Genomic DNA, 18,073 nt, shown 5'->3' with positions numbered 1-18,073 from the left:
GTCTCCATCTATCTCGCGTCCTGGACACTGGAGCGATCCACCGGAGGCTTCGTAGGGACCAGCTCCTGCAGAACCAGAAGCGTGTAGAGACGATCCGCGAGCAAACGGTGCCCCTCCGCATTGCTATGGTTGTCCCACGATGCGACCCAGAGCGATTTCCGGTCTCGGACTTTCGCAAATGATCCCTGAAGATCGAGAACGGGAAGTCCAGCCGCCCGCCCGATGCTCACCAGGCGGTCGAATTCCGGTTTACGGGTCCGGCCATCCTTGGGGATTTCAAGCAGAACAAGTGCCGGACGGGCACCACGCGCGAGCGTAGCCTTGCGGAAGCTGCGGAGCAAAGCCGTGAGAGCATCTTCTGCAAAGGGCGCCAATTTGTGAGTGAGGATGTCATCCTTGGGAAGCATTGCAGGATTGAGTCCCGCTCGTTCGATTGCGTCCCCGACATAGGGAAACTGATCGAGAAGAGCATTCCGCGCGAGCTTTGATGCCGACTTGAACATCCACAGAAACTCGGCCGTGTTCGCAACGTACAAGACGACATCCGGACGATAGGGGAACATACGATGTTCGATCACGGCGAGCTTCTGGGTCGGGCCATATCCCCTGAAGGAAAAGTTCATGATCTCGAACTTCTTTCCGGTTATCGGTCCCAACTCCCGGTTCAGCCGATCCTCGACGAGGTTCTCGTATGTCTCGTCATCTTTCACTCCCCAGCCCATGTCATGGGACGCGCCGACGAGACCAATCCGGAAAGTCCCAGAATCATGATCGCGCGGGTATTCACGGTCGCGCAGCCCAAAGCTGTTGACCGTACGAATCGTTCCGGCTGCGACCGTTGCCGTTGAGGGAACGAACTGCCTCTCGATGGCGTCATTTGTTTCCAATTCCGGGCCCAATCCCTTCCAGTCCGCAGGCGCCACGCCGAACAGCATGCCCAGTTCATTATTGAACCGGCCGGCATCGCCGAGATCCTCATAGTATCCGCGCACCATTTTCATTTCGTCGGCCGCATTCAGTTGGTTGCGATCGCGCAGGTCAGTGATCAGACTCGCGAGCGCCGGCGATACCGGCTGGAGCAGAGAGGGATGCAGCGCCACGACGATGAGGAGACCGGCTGTCAGCGTCACGGCCCCAGCCTGAATCATGAAGCTTCTGTCATCGCCACCGGTGTCCGTTCCGGGGGTCTCGCGCTTTCTGTTCCGGAATATGGCGCCCAGGACGCCCACGGCTACCGGGATGCCGAGGAGGATCAGGACATCTGCCGGACCCGAGTTGAGGATGCCCTGCCAGAGAACCGTGAGCTCGGCTACATCGGGCGTGCTCCAGATGGTCCAGAGCACGCAGATCGCCGCGAACGTGCCCGCCGTCTTCGCCGCAAGCACAGCATCATCCCGAAATGTCCGCGCAGGTTTGGTCAGCGTTCTCAGGCGCCCTTTTCGGGATTCCAGCAGCACGTTGACCAGGACGACCAATCCCAATCCGAACCAGAATACGATGTCGGCCCACACGATCGGGAAATCGCCTCTGATCCAGAACCACTGATAGGAGTGGAGAAGCCATGTCGCCGCAAAGGCGATCAGGGTCGCGGCTGCGACCGCGAATGTCTCGCCTCTCTTGCGCAACCGGAAGTATGCGGGATTGAAGACGATTTTCTGGATGAAGTCCTTCCAGTATATATTGATGCGGCGCCAAAAGTCGGTGAAGCTCGCCGAGAACAGATAGAAGTGATGTGTTTCTGCAAGGCCGAACCCATACAGATGAAGGAGCCCGACGATGATGTGAAACAGGCCGGAAATCTTCAAATACAGTAGGAACGTCGAGACCATATACCTCGCCGCATCGGTTCCATTCACGACGCTTCCCGGCTCGACCACGGCCAGGAAGTACACGGCCTTGTACAGGGTCAGGTGGATCAGTCCTCGAAGAATCCACTTCACGCCCGTTTGATACAGGCGCAAGGGATCTACATTATAGAAGCTGCGCTGAAACGTCTTGTAGTCGACGACCGGGAAGAGCGGCATGCAGACGCTCGGCAGCATGAAGAAGTAAGCCACGGCGCGGCTCGCGCTGAAAGGCGCGGCCTCGTGCTTGAGGTCATAAAGGTAGACGATCAACCGAAACATGAACATCGATCCCAGGATCGGCCAGATCGTCGGTGGGATCGCGGTGAATACGGGAAGCACTTGCTTGCGTGCGAGAGCCAGCGCAAGCGCCAGGGCGACGATAAGCGCAACGCGGACACGAAATGCAACCGGCACGTGGCAGAGCGCGATCAGCAGCCCCCCGAAGGCAAGCAGCCACATGCCGGCCTGCCAACCAAAGACGAGCGGCACGGTGGCCAGCGACAGAGCTGCGAAAAATGGAATTCGCCAGAGGAGGGGCAGAAAGTGATGGATGAGAAAACCGCCGAGAGCCAGCGTGAGCACGGATTCGAAAGCGGGGCTCTCAATATTGAGGAGCCTGACCGCGACTGCGACGAGCGCGAGTTCGACGACGATGGTCCCCAGCCTTAGAAGGCGACGGAATGTCAGATCGTGGCGCACCTGCTCCCAGTAGGCCTTGACGGCGCTGGCCTCCCTGGAAGGCGGGCTCCCGACGAGGACGTTATCGGCGTCGCGTGACTGCGCCGAGCGCACTGATGTGACAGGAGCCTCCACCGCTGTGGCCTCCGTTATAGGTCGTTCCCGGTCGTCCGGTCCTCGTGGATGCCAGTTAGAGCATCGATTCCAAAAGTGGACCCCGGTTGGGGATCGACCCGATGCCCGATCCCTTCAACGGCGCTCCGCCCTGCGCGACCCAAAGGGCCGCATAATGGGCTAGCCATGACGATCTTTGACCGCGCCGCGACGGGAGGTCCAGTACAGGCCGGGTGCTAAATTAGTCATTGGGCGGCTAGACGACGATATCTTGGCAGATCGAGTGCCCCGTGTGCGCCTAAGGGATTGGGCATCGAATCGATCTCAAAAGTGCAGATCCACTTCAGGGTCCGATGCTCCATGGGGCAGTACGTATATCGTCTCGTATCGACTGTCTTAATGCATCCTGGTGCAGTGCAGGTAAGCCGCCCGCATGATCCTGGTCGTTCCTCAATTCCGGAGGGCCACTAGCTTTTGAACGAGAGCTACCTAGAATCGGGAATCGTGCAGATCAGTTGACGCTGCGAGCCAGATGGAGCAGCTTTCATGACAGATCAGAGCGCCACTATGTCCGTCGTCAAGGACTACATCCTTGAGGAATTCCTTCCGGGGGAGGACCCAGGGCAGCTCACGCCGAGCACGCCCCTGGTGTCGACAGGCATCCTTGATTCCTTGGCGATGTTAAAGCTGGTTGCATTCCTCGAGCGCGAATTCGACATCCCGATCAAAGCCCATGAGGCCGACGAGGAGCACCTGAACACGTTGCAGGCCATTTGCGAGCTCGTCGACTCGAAGCGTTCGCTCGTGCGCTAGAGCTGTTTCCCATTTCGTGGACCCAGTTCTCTTCTCTGTTGTGCCGCATTTTCTGACGGCTTCTGACGGCGAACCGGATGCACTCGCCGAAAAATGCTCTAGGTCGTGCGCCGGAGGATCTATCAGATGAATCTCCATCAATATCTTCTCAATGCCGCGCATCACTGGCCTGACAAGATCGCGATCCAGGAGCTCGACGGCAGCTCCATGACATATGAGGATCTCGATACCCAGTCCGATCGGCTGCGTGACCGATTGGTCAGCCTTGGCATTCAGCCTGGCGATCGCGTCGGCTTCTGGCTTCACAAGTCGATCGATGCCGTCGTGACACTGTTCGCAATCCTGAAAGCCGGTGCCGCGTATGTTCCGCTCGATCCGACCGGACCGGCCGCGCGCAACAACTACATCCTTGCCGATTGTCGGGTGGCCGCCATCGTGATTGAGAGACGCTTCGAGCCGATGCTTGAAGCACACGACGAGGAAGAGTGGCACCCCACCATTGTCGTCGTCGATGAGGCGAGAGACGGCGGTCCGGCGCGAGCCACACTCGCCCGCAATGTTCGGACAGGGACGTCATTCGCCCTTTCTGCGGCCGGGACCGACGATCTGGCTTTCATCCTTTACACCTCCGGTTCCACCGGCAAGCCGAAAGGCGTCCAGCTCACGCATGGTAACGCGGTAAGTTTCGTTGAGTGGTGCGCGAGAACCTTTGTCCTCGCGCCATCGGATCGTTTTTCATCCCACGCTCCGTTCCATTTCGACCTGTCGGTCTTTGATGTCTTCAGTTCCGTGAAGCATGGCGGAACCTTGCTCATCATCGGTGAGGAGGTTGGAAAGCAGCCTTACGAGCTCGCTCAGCTGATAGCAGATCACAGGATCACGGTCTGGTACTCGGCTCCGTCGATCTTGAGCCTTATGGCTCAGTTTGGGCAGCTCGACACGCGCGACTACTCGGCGCTGAGACTGGTTCTGTTCGCCGGCGAGGTGTTTCCTATCAATCACCTGAAACTGCTGACAACATGTTGGCCGCATCCGCAGTATTTCAATTTGTACGGCCCGACCGAAACGAATGTCTGCACGTATTACCAGGTCCAGACGCCCATTCCGGCCGAGCAGATGGAGCCGGTTCCAATCGGGAAGGTCTGCCCGCATCTTGAAGGCATCCTCATTCAGGCCGATGGAACCGAGGCGAGCGAAGGGGCGGAGGGTGAGCTGTGTATATGCGGGCCCGCGGTTACGAGAGGTTACTGGAATTTGCCCGAGCAGTCACAGCGGTGCTTCGTCGAGGTGCGGGGCAAGAACTATTACCGGACTGGCGATATCGTTCGCGAGGATGCGGACGGCAACCTTCGTTACCTCGGTCGAAAGGACAGAATGATCAAGAAGCGTGGGTTCCGCGTTGAGCTGGGCGAAATCGAGGTATGTCTCTACCGCCATCCGGGCATTCGGGAAGCCGCCGTTGTCGCGTTAGCGGACGAGAGCGTCGGCATGAGGGTCCATGCCCACATCGTGTCCAAGGAAGGGAAGCCCTTGTCGCTGATCGACATGAAGACGTTCTGCTCCGAGCACATTCCGATCTACATGATCCCGGACCGGTTCAGCTTCCATTCGTCGCTTCCAAAGACATCGACAGACAAGATCGACTACCAGACCCTGAAAAGCTGGAGCGGGAGCTGATCCGTGGACTTCACCTGGTCCGATGAACAGATGCAGCTGCGGGAGGCCGTCAAAAGCTTTGCCCGCGACGAGCTGAATGAGGGCCTGCGCGAGCGCGACAAGCGCGGCGAGTTCAACCGTGAAGGCTGGCTCAAATGCGCCAGGTTCGGGATTCAAGGACTTCCCGTCCCGGCGGATTACGGCGGGATGGGGGCCGATGCGCTGACGACGGTGGGGGTGCTCGAGAACCTTGGATATGCGTGCAGAGACAACGGCCTGGTGTTCTCGATCAACGCCCACATGTGGACGGTCGAGATCCCGTTGCTCGATTTCGGATCGGAGTCGCAAAAGCGCAAATACCTGCCCGACCTCTGCAACGGTACCCTGATCGGTGGAAACGCGATGACGGAGCCCGGCTCGGGATCGGACGCGTACAGTCTCCGGACGACAGCGGAGCGGCGCGGCGACCGGTATGTGCTGAATGGCAGCAAGACCTTCGTGTCCAACGGCAATGTCGCGGACCTTATCGTTGTGTACGCCACCGTAGACCGGTCTGCCGGACCGAATGGCATCTGCGGCTTTCTCGTCGAGAAAAAGTACCCTGGCTTTCAAGTCGGACGTCCTCTCGAGAAAATGGGCCTTCGCACATCGCCGATGGCCGAACTGTTCTTCGACGATTGCGAGGTCCCGGCAGGGAACCGCCTTGGGCGGGAGGGAAGCGGCCGGAGCCTTTTCACGCATTCTATGAACTGGGAACGAGCCTGCATTCTTTCCAATGCCGTCGGAGCGATGCAGCGACTGCTCGACATGTCGATCCGCTACGCGAGAGACCGGAAGCAATTCGGCCAGTCCGTCGGCAAGTTCCAGTTGGTAGGTAGCAAGATCGTCGATATGAAGATGCGCGTCGATCAAGCGCAGGCAGCGCTGTATCGGACGGCCTGGCTCCAAACCAAGGGGCGAAACGTCTATCTCGAAGCGGCTCTGGCGAAGCTCACGATCAGCGAGAACTGGGTACGGTGCGCGGAGGATGCCATCCAGATCCACGGCGGCTACGGCTACATGGTGGAATTGGAAGTCGAGCGTGAATTGCGCGATGCATTGGGCAGTCGACTATATTCGGGAACATCGGAAATTCAGCGGGTGCTCGTCGCCTCTCTCCTGGGTTTATAGAGCCGTTGTGTCGGGTAACGCTATGGGTCCCCGAGTTTTAGCGGACCGTTTGACCTGGAGCATGATCAACGCAGGGACCCTGTGAGGGCCAATGACGTCCAAGACCAACGCAACGTTCGGGCCGATCCTGTTTCCGTTCACCGGTTCGACCGTGGGCGGAAGTCACATATCCGCCTTTCACCTTGCGCGATCCCTGGCGGCGGACCACGGCATCAAAGGTATCGTTCTGGCAGCACCGGCTTCGAATGTCGCGCGTCAAGCCGCCGAGATGGGCCTTGACGTACACTCCACCGGGGACGCCCCGGCGAAGGCCCGCGATCCTGTCGCCGACATCGCGAGGCTGTCCCGTCGCGTCCGGACGTTGAAATCCTATGGGCCCGGCGCCATCGTTCACTGTAACGACATCTGGAGCCTTCAATCATGGGGCATCGCGGGGCGGATGCTCGGATTGCCGCTCGTATATCACCATCGAGCGCTCTTGAGGATGCGCTGGTTCGATCGGGCGCTCGTGCGGCAATCACAGGGCATCATCACCATATCGGACTCCTGCCGGCACGATCTCGGATTTCTGCCCGCGAACTACGTCAGGTGCGTTCTCAATCCTTTCCCGGATCCCATGCTCGAGCCTCCCAAGGGCTGGCAGGAGGAATTCCGCGCCCATGCGCCGGAAGACGCGGAGCCGATTCTCATCGGATTCATCGGCAACTTTCAGTTTCGGAAGCGACCGGACTTCTTCCTCGATGTCTGTGCGGCCATCGCCGCGCGAGAGCCTCGCGCTCGGTTCGTCATCTTTGGCCGCGAACGCAATTTCCAAAGCGGCGATCTGGAGAGCCGCGCGGCGGACCTCGGGATCGCCAATAGGCTCATCCTGGCGGGTTTCCGGTCGCCGCCCGAGATGAACATCGCGACCCTCGACATCTTGCTCGCCCCGGCCTTCGGCGAACCGTTCGGCCGGACTCTCGTTGAAGCCCTGCTTCTCGGCGTTCCCTTCGTTGCAACCGACGATGCCGGTCATTCCGAAATCGTGGCTCGCTGGTCCGGCGGGATCCTGGTCGAGCCTCACGCCACGGTCGACGAATTCGCGGATGCGGCCATGCGCGTCCTCGCTGAGCCGAAGGACGTCATCCTGTCCCTCGATGCGCGCCGCAAGGTGGCTGAGGAACTCTCGCCACGAACGCATGCAGCCAGAATCATGGATGTGTATCGCAATATCAGCGGAGCCAGGGGATGAGCCCGTTCAACGCGCCCTCCGCCGGTCTTTGACGCAATTCTTCATACACGGCGCTCGTCTCATCGCTGATCCTGTCCCAGTCGTAGTTATGTAAGACGCTTGTCGATGGGACGAGATACGCCTGATGCGGTGCGGACAGCTTTTTTCGAAGGTCGTCCTCGTCGCCGGTCCTGAAGTAGTTTGTCGTCGGCAGGCCAAGATCGAGATTGGCCTGAATGTCGCTTAAGAGGGCCGGGCACCCCGACGCTGCGGCTTCCAAGGCGGCAATGGCCAGGCCCTCGTGCCGGGACGCAAGGACGAACAACGCGGCGTTTGCCAAAAGCACGCGAATGTCGACCGGATCGAGGGCGCCGGTGAAGATGACCCGTTCATCGGACTCGCGGTGCAGGTATTCGGCATATCGATCCTCCGACGAGGCGCCCCCGACAACGACGAGGTTCGATGGGTGAGGAACGCCGCGATATGCGTGAATGAGAGTCTCGACCCCCTTTTCCGGCACGAGACGCCCGACGGTGATGATATAGTTACGGCGGTTCAGCCCATACCGTAACAGGACCGACTGGTTCGCGCCGTCACCGGCATCGGCCCCTGTCATGTGATTTGATCCGTTGGGGATGAACGAGATGCGCGACGAACGCGACCGATAGCGGCGCCTCAAGTGATCCGCGGCGGATGGCGACACGGAAATGATATGATCGGCGAAATGGACGGCGCAGAACTCGCCCGCGCGCAGGACCGTCTTGGCGAGCACGTTCCAGCGCGCCCGGTTGTAGTCGGCGCCGTGATGGGTCACAAGCACCTTCATACCCAGCATCTTTGCCAACGGAGCGACCAAGGCCGGACCGATCGCATGGATATGGAGGATTTCGGCGTGAAGCCGGAACCTGGCATACAGGAGCCCGATCAGGGCGTTCGAGATCGTTTCGAGGTACTTGCCCCTTGCATGAGCAAGCGCAACGATCCGCACGCCGTCGAATTCCGAGACGTTGTTAGGGCAATAAGACCTGCGCCCGATGACAGTGAACTGATCCTCCGGCCGGCGCTTTTTCAGCCGCGGGAAGAGTTGCTCGCAGTGCATCTCAATGCCCCCGCTGACATGGGGCATGCCTCTGAGACCAAGAACACAGATCTTCACGACGGACCTCGACCTGGCTGCTACTGACCTGATGTGATCTGGAGATGGCCGCCATCGCGGACTAACGACAGCCTCCCACTCGAATTCGTCTTGATCGACGAGTTCTGGACGACGAGCGATCCTCCGGGTTCAATCTCAAAGGCCGTGGTCTGCTCATCGGGATCCCCGATCACGCATCCGGAGACATCCGCCATTGCGCCTTTTGCAATCCAAAAGTGGTTCTGCAAGCCGCTTCCGCCGCGCTTGTGCGGATCGCGGCTGACACAATCGACGATCGTGGCCTCGCCCCAGATGCGGTAGTTGCGCTTGTTGTCATCGGCAATGGTACGACGCAGGGTCGTCGCGGATGACTTGAGATCGTAACCGCCATCGGTGGACCCGGATGCCACCGTGTCTTCGAAGATGATGTTGCGGACCTTGCGTTCGGTCGTGAATCCGTCGCCGTTCCAGTACTCGTTCGTGCTATCGTGACTGTTCATCATCGTCACGCGCCGCAGAACGACGTCGTGGACCGTGTCCTCCAGGGCGACGCCGATCGCGAAATTGTCGCCATCCTGACGCTCACTGTCGCCGAGAACGTCTTCCATGGTGACATTGCTTGAATCGCCGCGAATACGAAAGGCTCCCTTAGAATAGCCCCGAACCGCCACGCGCCGGATCGTCAGATCGTCGACGCGCGCGCCTTGTTCCGCGCCGCTGGGATTAACCTCAAAGAAGCGGCGGACATTCCGGGCAGAGACGTCTTCGATGTGCAGACCGCGAATGCTGCCTGCCACCCGGAAGCCGCCGTCACCCGTGTTGCGAAAGGAAATATTCTTGAAGACGAGATAGTCGGCCCCCGTTTGAAGGCGAAAGACCTCCGGTCCGGGATGCGCGCCCTGTTGCCAGGGATCCGCACGTGACCCAAGAATCTCGGCATTCGCGGGATTCCCGTTCCCGTCAACGCCACGGATCGTGATCTGCGTCCCGTCGCTGCCGCCGTTCCGGATGGAGATCTGCCGATCGACCCGGTAGGGGCCGGCATCCGCCCTGAGCAGAATCGAGCCGCCGGGCCCAAGTTTGGCGATGAATGCGGGAAGTCGATTGAGCGATCCGGCATTCGCCCAGTCGGAGCCGTCCTCCGATCCCGCCGGTACCGGTGCAATATGCAGGGTTCGTGCCTCTTGGCCCAGTGCCAGGCACTGGCTGCCACAGACCGCAAGAAGTGCCAGCCTGACGAAAAGCCCGGGCCGCCATTTCGCACCATGCGCTGACGTCGATCTGAGCGATGAGAACGGCATGCGGGTCTCCCATAGATGCGTTTCGACATCGGGACCGATGCGAATGGCACCGATCTAGTACGCGTTCGTTTGACGGAGCACTTCACGGATTGTCCGAACGAGGATCAGGACATCGAGGCGCAGATTACGGTGCGCGATGTAGTCGTTGTCGAAATCGACACGTCGTTGGATGGCCTCAACCGTCGATATTCCGCCGCGAAGACCATGGATCTGCGCCCATCCCGTGATGCCCGGCTTCACCTGGCTTCTCAGCGCGTAGCCGTTGACGAACTTGCCGAACTCGATATCGTGCTGAAGCGCATGCGGACGAGGTCCGACGAGTGACATCTCGCCTCGAATGACATTGAGCAACTGGGGAAGCTCGTCGAGGCTCGTTTGCCGGAGGCGGCGTCCCACCTGCGTAATGCGCGGATCGCCGCGGGTTGCCTGAGTGATCGCTCCATCATCCTCGGTGACTGTCATCGTGCGGAACTTGTACATCCGAAACGGACGGCCGTTGATCCCTCCTCGGGTCTGACGAAACAGTATGGGGCCGGGCGAGTCGATGCGTATCGCGACTGCAATGGCGAGAAGAACCGGCAGAGTAATGATAAGTGCCACGACCGCAATGATGAGGTCGAACGCGCGTCTGCGCACCTCCTCACCTTGCGAGCGCAGTATCCGGTTGAACTCGTATGGGACTGTCGGCCTCGATGTAAGCATGGCGATGGACGGTCCTACCGTCACCAATGTGCGAGTTCGTGGTGCGGAGAAGTAGCGAACCGACGCGCAACGGAATCATCACTAACGCTGCACGTAGCGTGCCTAACGAACGCGCCGTTACGTCAAATTGTTCAGCCTACCTAAGCATTGGAATGTGCGTTACTCGACAAAGTCAAAGTTGTCGGCGGTGTTTATAACGCGCCGCTCGCCAAGAACAACGGCTGGGCCTCGGCCGACGGCAATGCGCACCCTGGGCTAAATTAGCCCTCCAGGGCCGAATCTGGCGCGAGGGAGTGCCGGCATTACTTCGGATCCGCAACGGACGAATGGGGAGAAGCATCTTCAAGCGGCGACGCTAGAGAATCGGACGTGAAAAGTGGACCCACTTTTGGGATCAATTCCGATGCTCCGTGTTTGGGCTGGCGCATCGTTCGGCGCGGAAAACCGGGTCCACTTTTCGCTGTCGCGGCCCTTCGGGTCCGCACGATGCACTAGAGCTGCTTCCATTGAGGTGGAATTATCTCTCCTCTTTTCTTCTCTTTGCTTTGCCGCATTTTGTGACGACGAAACTGATTCACTTCGCCAAAAATGCCCTGGAGCATCGTTCGACGCGACCCGAAAGGTCGCGTCAGCGAATAAGCGGATCCGCACGATGCGCTTGAGCTATTTCGATATCATGGGATCAGATCTCGTCTTGGGCCTGCCACATGGTTTGACTGCGAGCAGAATCGGCGTCTCCGGGAATGTTCTAGGCTATCGCACTGCACGGATGCTTCGCACCAAACCATGCTCCGGCCGAGAACGCGAGCTTTACACCTATGGCAGATCGCCCATCGGCTTGACGCGAGCCCTCTCGTCTGCAGGACAGGAAGCGCCTCGGATACCCAATCGCTGTCCCTGGGCCTGCCGACGGCGTTCCAGGCAGGGTATGGGCACTTGGACAGGGTATGGGCATTTGGACAAGTGGGTTCGGCACACCGGTGATACCTCTGCATCGATACCGTCAAGAGTCGCACCGCGAGCCGCAATGGCAGCTAGTTTAAACCTATCCGGGCCAAGCTTGAGCGTCGGATGGGAAGAGCGGTCGCGCCTATCACGGCCGATGTTCTTGGGAGAGAGCCGACCGAGGCTCGAACGACTGGCGATATCCGGTCGCCGCCATAGATTGGCATAAGGGCATCTTGAAAAACGTGCATCGGCAGTGACATTGCAGAGCAGACAGAGCGTCAACGAACAGGAGAGCCCTGTACCGTGGCTATGAAGGAGGCAGGGCCTTCCGGATCCCGCATCGATCGGGAACAACGGGAGCTGTAATGCATCAGCGCCGGAACGAATTGCGAGGAACCACATGCTGCAGCTATTCGCGCGAAATACTCTCGAAGAGCCGAACTTCGCATCTTCTCACGGGAGAGATCAGGGCGATTACTTCGACGTGAGGTTCATCCTTGCGGCTGTCAGACGACAGTTGAAAATAATCCTTTTATTCGCATTCCTTGGCGCGCTGGCCGGGATATTGTTTGTGACCACGTCAGTGCCCCTGTTCACGGCGACCACCAGCATCATGATCGATCGCCGGCAGGTTCGCGCCGTTCAGGACGTCTCGGCGGTGACGGAAATCGGCTCGGTGGATTCTTCTACCGTTGTCGATAGCCAAGTCGAGGTCCTGAAATCCGAGAAGATTGCACTTGCGGTGGTTGACGGACTGAATCTCACCGACGATCAGGTGTTTTGGATCGATGACGGCTGGATTCTCACTTGGTTTAGCCGATCGGTCGACCGGACCGTTCGCGCTCTCATCAGCCTCATACAGGACATGCCTGCGTCCACTCCCGATGAAGCGCGGGCACGGGAAGCCGCACGATGGACGGCTGCCTACCGCCTCCTGCGCCGGACGACAATCACACGGGTCGGCAAGACCTACCTCATCTCGATCAGCTACACCGGCGCGAATGCGGATCAATCGGCTCGCATCGTCAACACCTATGTCGAGGCCTACCTCACTGACCAGCTCGAAGGGAAATACGACTCCACTCGGCGAGCCAACGCTTGGCTTCTCGCGCGGCTCGAAGAGCTTCGGCAACAGGCCGTCGATTCAGATCTCGCCGTTCAGCAGTTCCGCGCCAGCAACAACCTGATTGCCGTCGGAGGGCAGCTCGTTACGGACCTGCAACTTTCCGAACTCAACGGCCAACTCGCCGCCGCCCGTGGGGAGGTGGCCCGCACGGGCGCCCGGTTAGACAGAATTCGCTATGTCTTGAGAACGAACCAGGTCGAGGCATTGGTAGGCGAGGGCCTCAAGGACAATGTCATCAACGATCTGCAAACGCGGTATATCGAGGCCGGGAGGCGCGAGGCGGAGATCAGTGCGCGCTTTGGGCCGGATCATGAGCGAGCCGTGCAATATCGAACCGAGAAGGCGGAGATCCAGCACCAGATTCTCTCCGAGCTGAGCTCCGTCGCGCAGAGCTACGAGAGCGACTTCGAGGTTGCGAAGGCCCGGCTGGAGGAACTCGACCGCAATGTGAACAACTTGATTGCCGTTGCCGCCGACGCAAACGCCAAGCTTGTCCAGCTGCGCGAGCTTGAGCGTTCCGCCGACACCTATAAAGCCCTCTACGACACTTTCTCACAGCGCTATCAGCAAACGATCCAGCAGCAATCGTTCCCGTTAAGCGACGCGCGGGTTGTTACCTCGGCGGCCCCTCCGCTGCAACCCAGTCAGCCGAAGCCTATCATCAGCATCGTCCTTTCGGCACTTGTCGGGGCGCTCGCCGGGGGAGCGTGGGGGACCGTGCGTGAGTATCGCGACGGGTCGGTCCGAACCGGCAAGGACGTCCGCGAGGAGCTCGGATTGCGGTGCCTTGGATTGCTGCCGGCCATTTCCATCCCCCATATCGGGAAACGGCGCAGGTTCGGGTTTCCGATCGGCAGATCCTCGAAGGGTCCAAGGGAGATATCATATGCCCTTGCCAGGTTCGTCGATCTCTTCCCCGAGTCGAGATTTGCCGAGACTCTCAGATCAGTGTCGCTCTCGGTTGCCGGGAGGGGGCCGGAGGGCTCGAAGGTCATCGGGATCCTGTCTGTCGCCCCGCAAGAGGGCAGGTCGCTGATTGCGGCCAATCTCGCGACACTTCTCGGGCGGGGAGAAGGACCGACCTTGCTGATCGACGGCGATACCAGGAATCCTCATCTGAGCACGATTTTCGCTCCCGATGCCGCGGTCGGGCTTCTGGACGTCCTCGCAGGTGCGTGTTCCTGGAAAGACGCCTTGCAGTGCGGCCCTATCCGTCGGGTCGCGACGCTTCCCATAATTAAACGTCCGGACCTGCCGCATCCAAGCCACCTTCTGGCCGGCGATCAGCTCGATCATGTTCTCCGAGATGCAGCGGCTCACTTCAAGTATGTCGTCGTCGATCTTCCGCCCCTGAGTGCTGCGAGCGAGGCGAGGATTTTCGCAAGAAAGGTCGATTGCGTGCTCTTCATCGTGAAATGGGGCGAGACCTCGAGGGAACTCATACGCGAGGTCTTGGGCGCCGACGAAGGTGTAAGACTTCAATGCGTTGGTGCAATCCTAAACGGCGTAGACATGGCGCGGATCCGGCAATACCAGGAACCCAGTCACGCTGGCGCCAGAACCTTGCCGGAGTGAAACGATTACGACGATGCGCCGGGCCTGTGCATGAATACCGCAGCCATGACGCCTCACGGCCCATAGTCAGCCCCCTCCGGGACGTATGCTTGTCAAGGATCATCCATGCCAACGTCGATCACCCAATCGAGGCAACGAAGCGTGAGGGCAGTGGTGTTCCCCTTCGTGAGTGGCGACATGGGGGGAAGCCACGTTTCCACCTTTACCCTTGCGCGGGCGCTGCAGGAGGAGCACGGAGTTCAATGCTGCGTCCTCTGTTCTGCTGACACATTGATCGCCCGGCACGCGATCGAGAGCGGGCTTTGCGTCATCCCGACGGGCGAAGCGCCGACATCCCGTCATCATCCGATATATGACGTCTCCCGGCTGTTCGCCCGCCTGCAAATTGCAAAAGCGCTTCCGGTTGACAGCGTGGTTCATTTCAACGACCTGCGGACAATGCAATCCTGGGGGCCGGTCGCCCGGCTTGCCGGGAAGCCCGTCGTGTATCATCACCGCTCGCTCAATCGAATGACCCTTCCGAAACGCTTTCTCATCGGCCTCGCCCATGAAGTCATCTGCATCTCGGCGTCATGTCGGGACAATGTCTCATTCGTCCGACCGGCCAAGAGCACGCTTGTCCTCAACCCGGTCCATATCGACCCCAAGAGCGCGCAGCGGGCCGATGCGCGCCGGTTTGCCGCCGAGCAAGGCTGTCCGACGGATCGGCTCCTGGTCGGCTTCGTGGGCAATTTCTGGTTCTGGAAGCGCCCGGACCTGTTCCTGCAGACCTGCTCGAGATTGCTGCAGGCCCGGTCCGACTGCCACTTCGTGGTCTTTGGGCGTGGCGGCGACTGGACCGAACACGACCTCATCCGTATGGCGCAGGACCTCGAGATAGCCGAGCAGGTGACATTCGCGGGCTTCCATCTGCCAGGGGAACGGAACATCGCGGCTCTCGACCTTCTGATCGCGACATCCGTTCGGGAGCCCTTCGGCCGCACGCTCGTTGAGGCCGCAATTGTTGGAACGCCATATGTTGCGACCGACGACGCAGGCTACCGGGAGATATGGAACGCTTGGCGCGGAGGCCGCCTGGTCCCGGCGACTGCCACTGCGGACGAATTCGCCCAGGTCGTACTCGACATCTTGCGCGCGCCTGAGAGTGTCGCTCTTAGCAGCAATGAGCGCGACCGGGTCGCCCAGGACGTCTCGGCAAGCACGCACGCGCTTCAGATCATGAAGATCTACGATCGCGTTCGCCCGCTACTGCGCGAAGCGGTGGAAGATACTCGGGAGGCGAGGATCTGAGAGCCATCTTTGCCGGCTTCGATGCTCCAATCGCGCCCTATTCAACACGAGGAATAGCCATACCCGGAGGCATGCCCGAGACCCGGATGCGCCGGGGCATCTGAACGTACAGCGTATAGGCCAGCGTGAGTGCGAGCAGGATATTCCCTTCGATCAGCCAGAGCGGCATCGTTGCCAAGTTGAGAATGAGAAATCCCACGTGCGCGCTGACGACGAGAAGGCGATGCTCGGGTACGCTGCCGAAGGCAAACCTGAAGTTCGACACGAACAGGACGATCATGCTGGCAAGGCCGACGGCTCCGATCTCATAGAGCGACGATATAAACGTGTTATGAGCGTATCCTGTAAAGACGTCTTCCCAGGAATCGGGACCGAAGCCTAAGGCGAGGTTGAGAATCGAGCCATCGAGATATGCGGTGACGTACCGGCTCCAGATGAGGGCACGGGCCGACAGCAATTCTTCATCGGACGCGGTATAATACTCCGGCGGCTTCACGAGATTGGAGATGTTGGCCAGTGTGACGAACAGGTCGTTGAAGCGCTCCTGCAGGGCAATGGCTGCGACATAGAAGAGCATGGCTCCTGCAAGACCGAACACGACGAGGACGAATGGGCGATCGGACGGGGAAACGCGTCGAACCGCGCCAATGAGCGGAGTCGCGATGACGATCGGGACCGCGGCGAGAAGAGAGGTTCTGTAATTGGCCAGAAGAAGCGCCACGAGGGCGATAGGGATGCACATCGCGGTGAGGATCGGCCGGTCGGGCTCAAGGAAGCATGAGCAATAGAGGAAGGTCAGCATGATAATCGAGAATGCCGCCTCGTGGTTGTATCCGCCGATATAGCATATCGAGTTATCGGACACGCTGAATTTCCCCAAGCCCACGACCACGGACAAGGCCTGGAGCGCGAGAGGTGGCAGGAAGGCAACGATCAAGGTGCGAAACACGGCGCCGGGCCCATGCCGACCGAGAGACTCGAAGGCGGCCGCCGTCAGAACAATAAAGTATCCCCATTTTGTCAGGCTGCCGACGACTTGGGCAGGATCGTTGATGCTCGCGCTGACTACCGTGGCGACGATCACCAGATAGACGCCCCCGAAGGCTTTCAGCAGCAATAGGCGTCGCTCGATGACCAGGAAGCCGATTGCCGTGAGCGCGATCGAGCCCAGTGCATTGAGCGACAGTCCACCGGCGATAGGCGGATATGTGTATTGATGGAACGCGGACAGGAGGTACCGCAGCCATAGAGCGAGAACCAGAAAGCGTGTCGGGGCGTCCTTGTTGCGGAGCAGGGCGATTAGGGTCAATGGGAACAGGGCCAGATAGACGCCCCCGACAACATAGGGAGAGAATGTCGGGACACTACTCAATTCCATTCTCATCGACCTCCGGTGAGTTGCGTATCGCTCCCGAAAGCGTGTCCACCTCTCGCCGACGCGGACCTCCGGGTCCGCACGACGCGCTGGCAATCGCCCTCGTTCCAGTGGTCCAGCGGCGCCTTCAGTGTCTCTCGGACAGCGCGCTCATGTCTCGGATGCTCCTGGACGGCGAATGCGCAGAGATTTCCGCCCTCGGCGTGGGGAGCAGCTGGTTCAGTTCCGCGCGAATCTGGTCTCGGATGCTCTCGACTTGGCTGATACGCATCGTTCCGGCATACATCGCCGCCCTCGTTTGGATCGCAGCAAGCTCGATCGTGTCGAAGGCCTCCAACAAGGCAAGCCCGCTATCTCTCCAATGGTCGTTGCTGTGGAGAACCTCGCACAGGGCACGGATCATCCGGGATGTGAGGGCCCCAGGCTTGTTGTTCGCCGTTTGGGTGACGCATTGAAGGGCCGTAATCAACGTGTCCGGACCGAAGCGCTTCAGGCATTGCGTGATCGCGCCGACCGCCATCGTCTGCCCGGGATGCTGACGCTCGACAGGGAGCGGATACCGAAGGAGCTCGACCTCGGCCCTGAGGCAGATATCGGCGGTGTCGATGGCCCAAGGCTCGCATGCCACGACCGCGGCAGCATGCAGGGCCATCGGCGAAATCGGCACGGTAATTCCGTTGATGGCCTTGAAGGCAGCGGCTTGCTGCTCGCGCGACGCAATGACCACCTGGCACGGAACGCTGTCGAATCCGATGAGCGCCGCCGCTGTGGTCCGATGCTGTCCATCGATGATGACGAATTTTCCCCCCTCGACAGGCGAGACGACAACCGGGGAGAAGCAGGACCAGGAGAAGGCTTTCGCAATTCGCATGACATTGCGTCGGCCCTGGCCGACAATCGGCCTTTGATAGGCTGGATCAACCAGCAGATCTTCAATGCGCAGCCATTGCAGCATTGGAACCGCGCCGGCATTGACATTGGCCGGCTTTTCGAGCCCTTCCGTTGAGATCGATCTCATGCCGCTGTTCCTCTAGATGTCGACCTTGGCGTAATGGTTCTCCTTCGAACTCTTCTTGCGAACCTTCCCACGGCATTGCCTATCTCGCTCCGCAGGACTGTTCGTTGGGCCTCCT

At 59.8% G+C, this 18,073-nt stretch carries 11 protein-coding genes and 1 pseudogene; 6 read left to right on the top strand and 6 right to left on the bottom strand.

Annotation, left to right across the window (positions count from 1 at the left end):
* Positions 1–8 precede the first annotated feature (8 nt).
* Positions 9–2,660: a hypothetical protein gene (locus JO965_RS35685; RefSeq protein WP_203445593.1), complete on the bottom strand. Its 2,652-nt coding sequence runs from the start codon at positions 2,658–2,660 to the stop codon at positions 9–11.
* A 525-nt stretch (positions 2,661–3,185) separates the two neighbouring features.
* Between JO965_RS35685 and JO965_RS35680 the strand changes: the two genes are divergently transcribed.
* The 4 genes from JO965_RS35680 to JO965_RS35665 all read left to right on the top strand — a co-directional run bounded on the left by JO965_RS35680 (position 3,186) and on the right by JO965_RS35665 (position 7,509).
* Positions 3,186–3,452 (top strand): acyl carrier protein, encoded by a 267-nt coding sequence (locus tag JO965_RS35680; RefSeq protein ID WP_246777092.1) that lies wholly within the window; start codon positions 3,186–3,188, stop codon positions 3,450–3,452.
* 126 nt (positions 3,453–3,578) lie between these two features.
* Positions 3,579–5,129, top strand: a complete 1,551-nt coding sequence (locus JO965_RS35675; RefSeq protein WP_203445592.1) for an amino acid adenylation domain-containing protein — start codon at positions 3,579–3,581, stop codon at positions 5,127–5,129.
* A gap of 3 nt (positions 5,130–5,132) precedes the next feature.
* On the top strand, positions 5,133–6,278 hold the full coding sequence (locus JO965_RS35670) for an acyl-CoA dehydrogenase family protein (RefSeq protein ID WP_203445591.1): 1,146 nt from the start codon (positions 5,133–5,135) through the stop codon (positions 6,276–6,278).
* Positions 6,279–6,369: 91 nt separating this feature from the next.
* Positions 6,370–7,509 carry a glycosyltransferase family 4 protein gene (locus JO965_RS35665; RefSeq protein ID WP_203445590.1) on the top strand — a complete coding sequence of 380 codons (1,140 nt, stop codon included), beginning with the start codon at positions 6,370–6,372 and terminating at the stop codon, positions 7,507–7,509.
* Here the strand turns inward: JO965_RS35665 and JO965_RS35660 are convergent.
* The 3 genes and pseudogenes from JO965_RS35660 to JO965_RS35650 all read right to left on the bottom strand — a co-directional run.
* Positions 7,490–8,644 (bottom strand): glycosyltransferase family 4 protein, encoded by a 1,155-nt coding sequence (locus JO965_RS35660; protein ID WP_203445589.1) that lies wholly within the window; start codon positions 8,642–8,644, stop codon positions 7,490–7,492. The two genes, JO965_RS35665 and JO965_RS35660, sit on opposite strands and share 20 nt — an antisense overlap.
* A 20-nt stretch (positions 8,645–8,664) precedes the next feature.
* Positions 8,665–9,924: a hypothetical protein gene (locus JO965_RS35655; protein WP_203445588.1), complete on the bottom strand. Its 1,260-nt coding sequence runs from the start codon at positions 9,922–9,924 to the stop codon at positions 8,665–8,667.
* A gap of 54 nt (positions 9,925–9,978) precedes the next feature.
* Positions 9,979–10,671: pseudogene (locus tag JO965_RS35650) on the bottom strand (exopolysaccharide biosynthesis polyprenyl glycosylphosphotransferase); the annotation flags it as partial.
* A 1,303-nt stretch (positions 10,672–11,974) separates the two neighbouring features.
* On the opposite strand from JO965_RS35650, the gene JO965_RS35645 reads away from it, so the two are divergent.
* Together JO965_RS35645 and JO965_RS35640 are read left to right on the top strand one after the other, a co-directional pair.
* A complete protein-coding gene (locus tag JO965_RS35645) occupies positions 11,975–14,275 on the top strand; it encodes a Wzz/FepE/Etk N-terminal domain-containing protein (protein WP_203445586.1) in 2,301 nt (766 codons plus the stop codon).
* Positions 14,276–14,380: 105 nt separating this feature from the next.
* A complete protein-coding gene (locus tag JO965_RS35640) occupies positions 14,381–15,565 on the top strand; it encodes a glycosyltransferase family 4 protein (RefSeq protein WP_203445585.1) in 1,185 nt (394 codons plus the stop codon).
* A 37-nt stretch (positions 15,566–15,602) separates the two neighbouring features.
* Here the strand turns inward: JO965_RS35640 and JO965_RS35635 are convergent, their stop codons facing one another.
* Complete coding sequence (locus JO965_RS35635; RefSeq protein WP_203445584.1) at positions 15,603–16,943, bottom strand: O-antigen ligase family protein; 1,341 nt, start codon at positions 16,941–16,943, stop codon at positions 15,603–15,605.
* 124 nt (positions 16,944–17,067) lie between these two features.
* A complete protein-coding gene (locus JO965_RS35630; RefSeq protein WP_203446648.1) occupies positions 17,068–17,958 on the bottom strand; it encodes a ParB N-terminal domain-containing protein in 891 nt (296 codons plus the stop codon).
* Positions 17,959–18,073 lie beyond the last annotated feature (115 nt).

Origin of the sequence: Microvirga sp. VF16 (assembly GCF_016864375.1) — a bacterium.
In the GTDB taxonomy this organism is placed as follows: Bacteria; Pseudomonadota; Alphaproteobacteria; order Rhizobiales; family Beijerinckiaceae; genus Microvirga.
Note: the sequence above shows the minus strand (reverse complement) of the source record. Positions and strands in the feature narration are given on the sequence as shown.

Excerpts from the sequence above, each read along its gene's own strand:
- JO965_RS35665 (WP_203445590.1), top strand. The coding sequence starts at position 6,370 with ATGACGTCCAAGACCAACGCAACGTTCGGGCCGATCCTGTTTCCGTTC.
- JO965_RS35680 (WP_246777092.1), top strand. The coding sequence starts at position 3,186 with ATGACAGATCAGAGCGCCACTATGTCCGTCGTCAAGGACTACATCCTT.
- JO965_RS35630 (WP_203446648.1), bottom strand. The coding sequence starts at position 17,958 with ATGAGATCGATCTCAACGGAAGGGCTCGAAAAGCCGGCCAATGTCAAT.
- JO965_RS35640 (WP_203445585.1), top strand. The coding sequence starts at position 14,381 with ATGCCAACGTCGATCACCCAATCGAGGCAACGAAGCGTGAGGGCAGTG.
- JO965_RS35655 (WP_203445588.1), bottom strand. The coding sequence starts at position 9,924 with ATGCCGTTCTCATCGCTCAGATCGACGTCAGCGCATGGTGCGAAATGG.
- JO965_RS35635 (WP_203445584.1), bottom strand. The coding sequence starts at position 16,943 with ATGGAATTGAGTAGTGTCCCGACATTCTCTCCCTATGTTGTCGGGGGC.
- JO965_RS35645 (WP_203445586.1), top strand. The coding sequence starts at position 11,975 with ATGCTGCAGCTATTCGCGCGAAATACTCTCGAAGAGCCGAACTTCGCA.
- JO965_RS35675 (WP_203445592.1), top strand. The coding sequence starts at position 3,579 with ATGAATCTCCATCAATATCTTCTCAATGCCGCGCATCACTGGCCTGAC.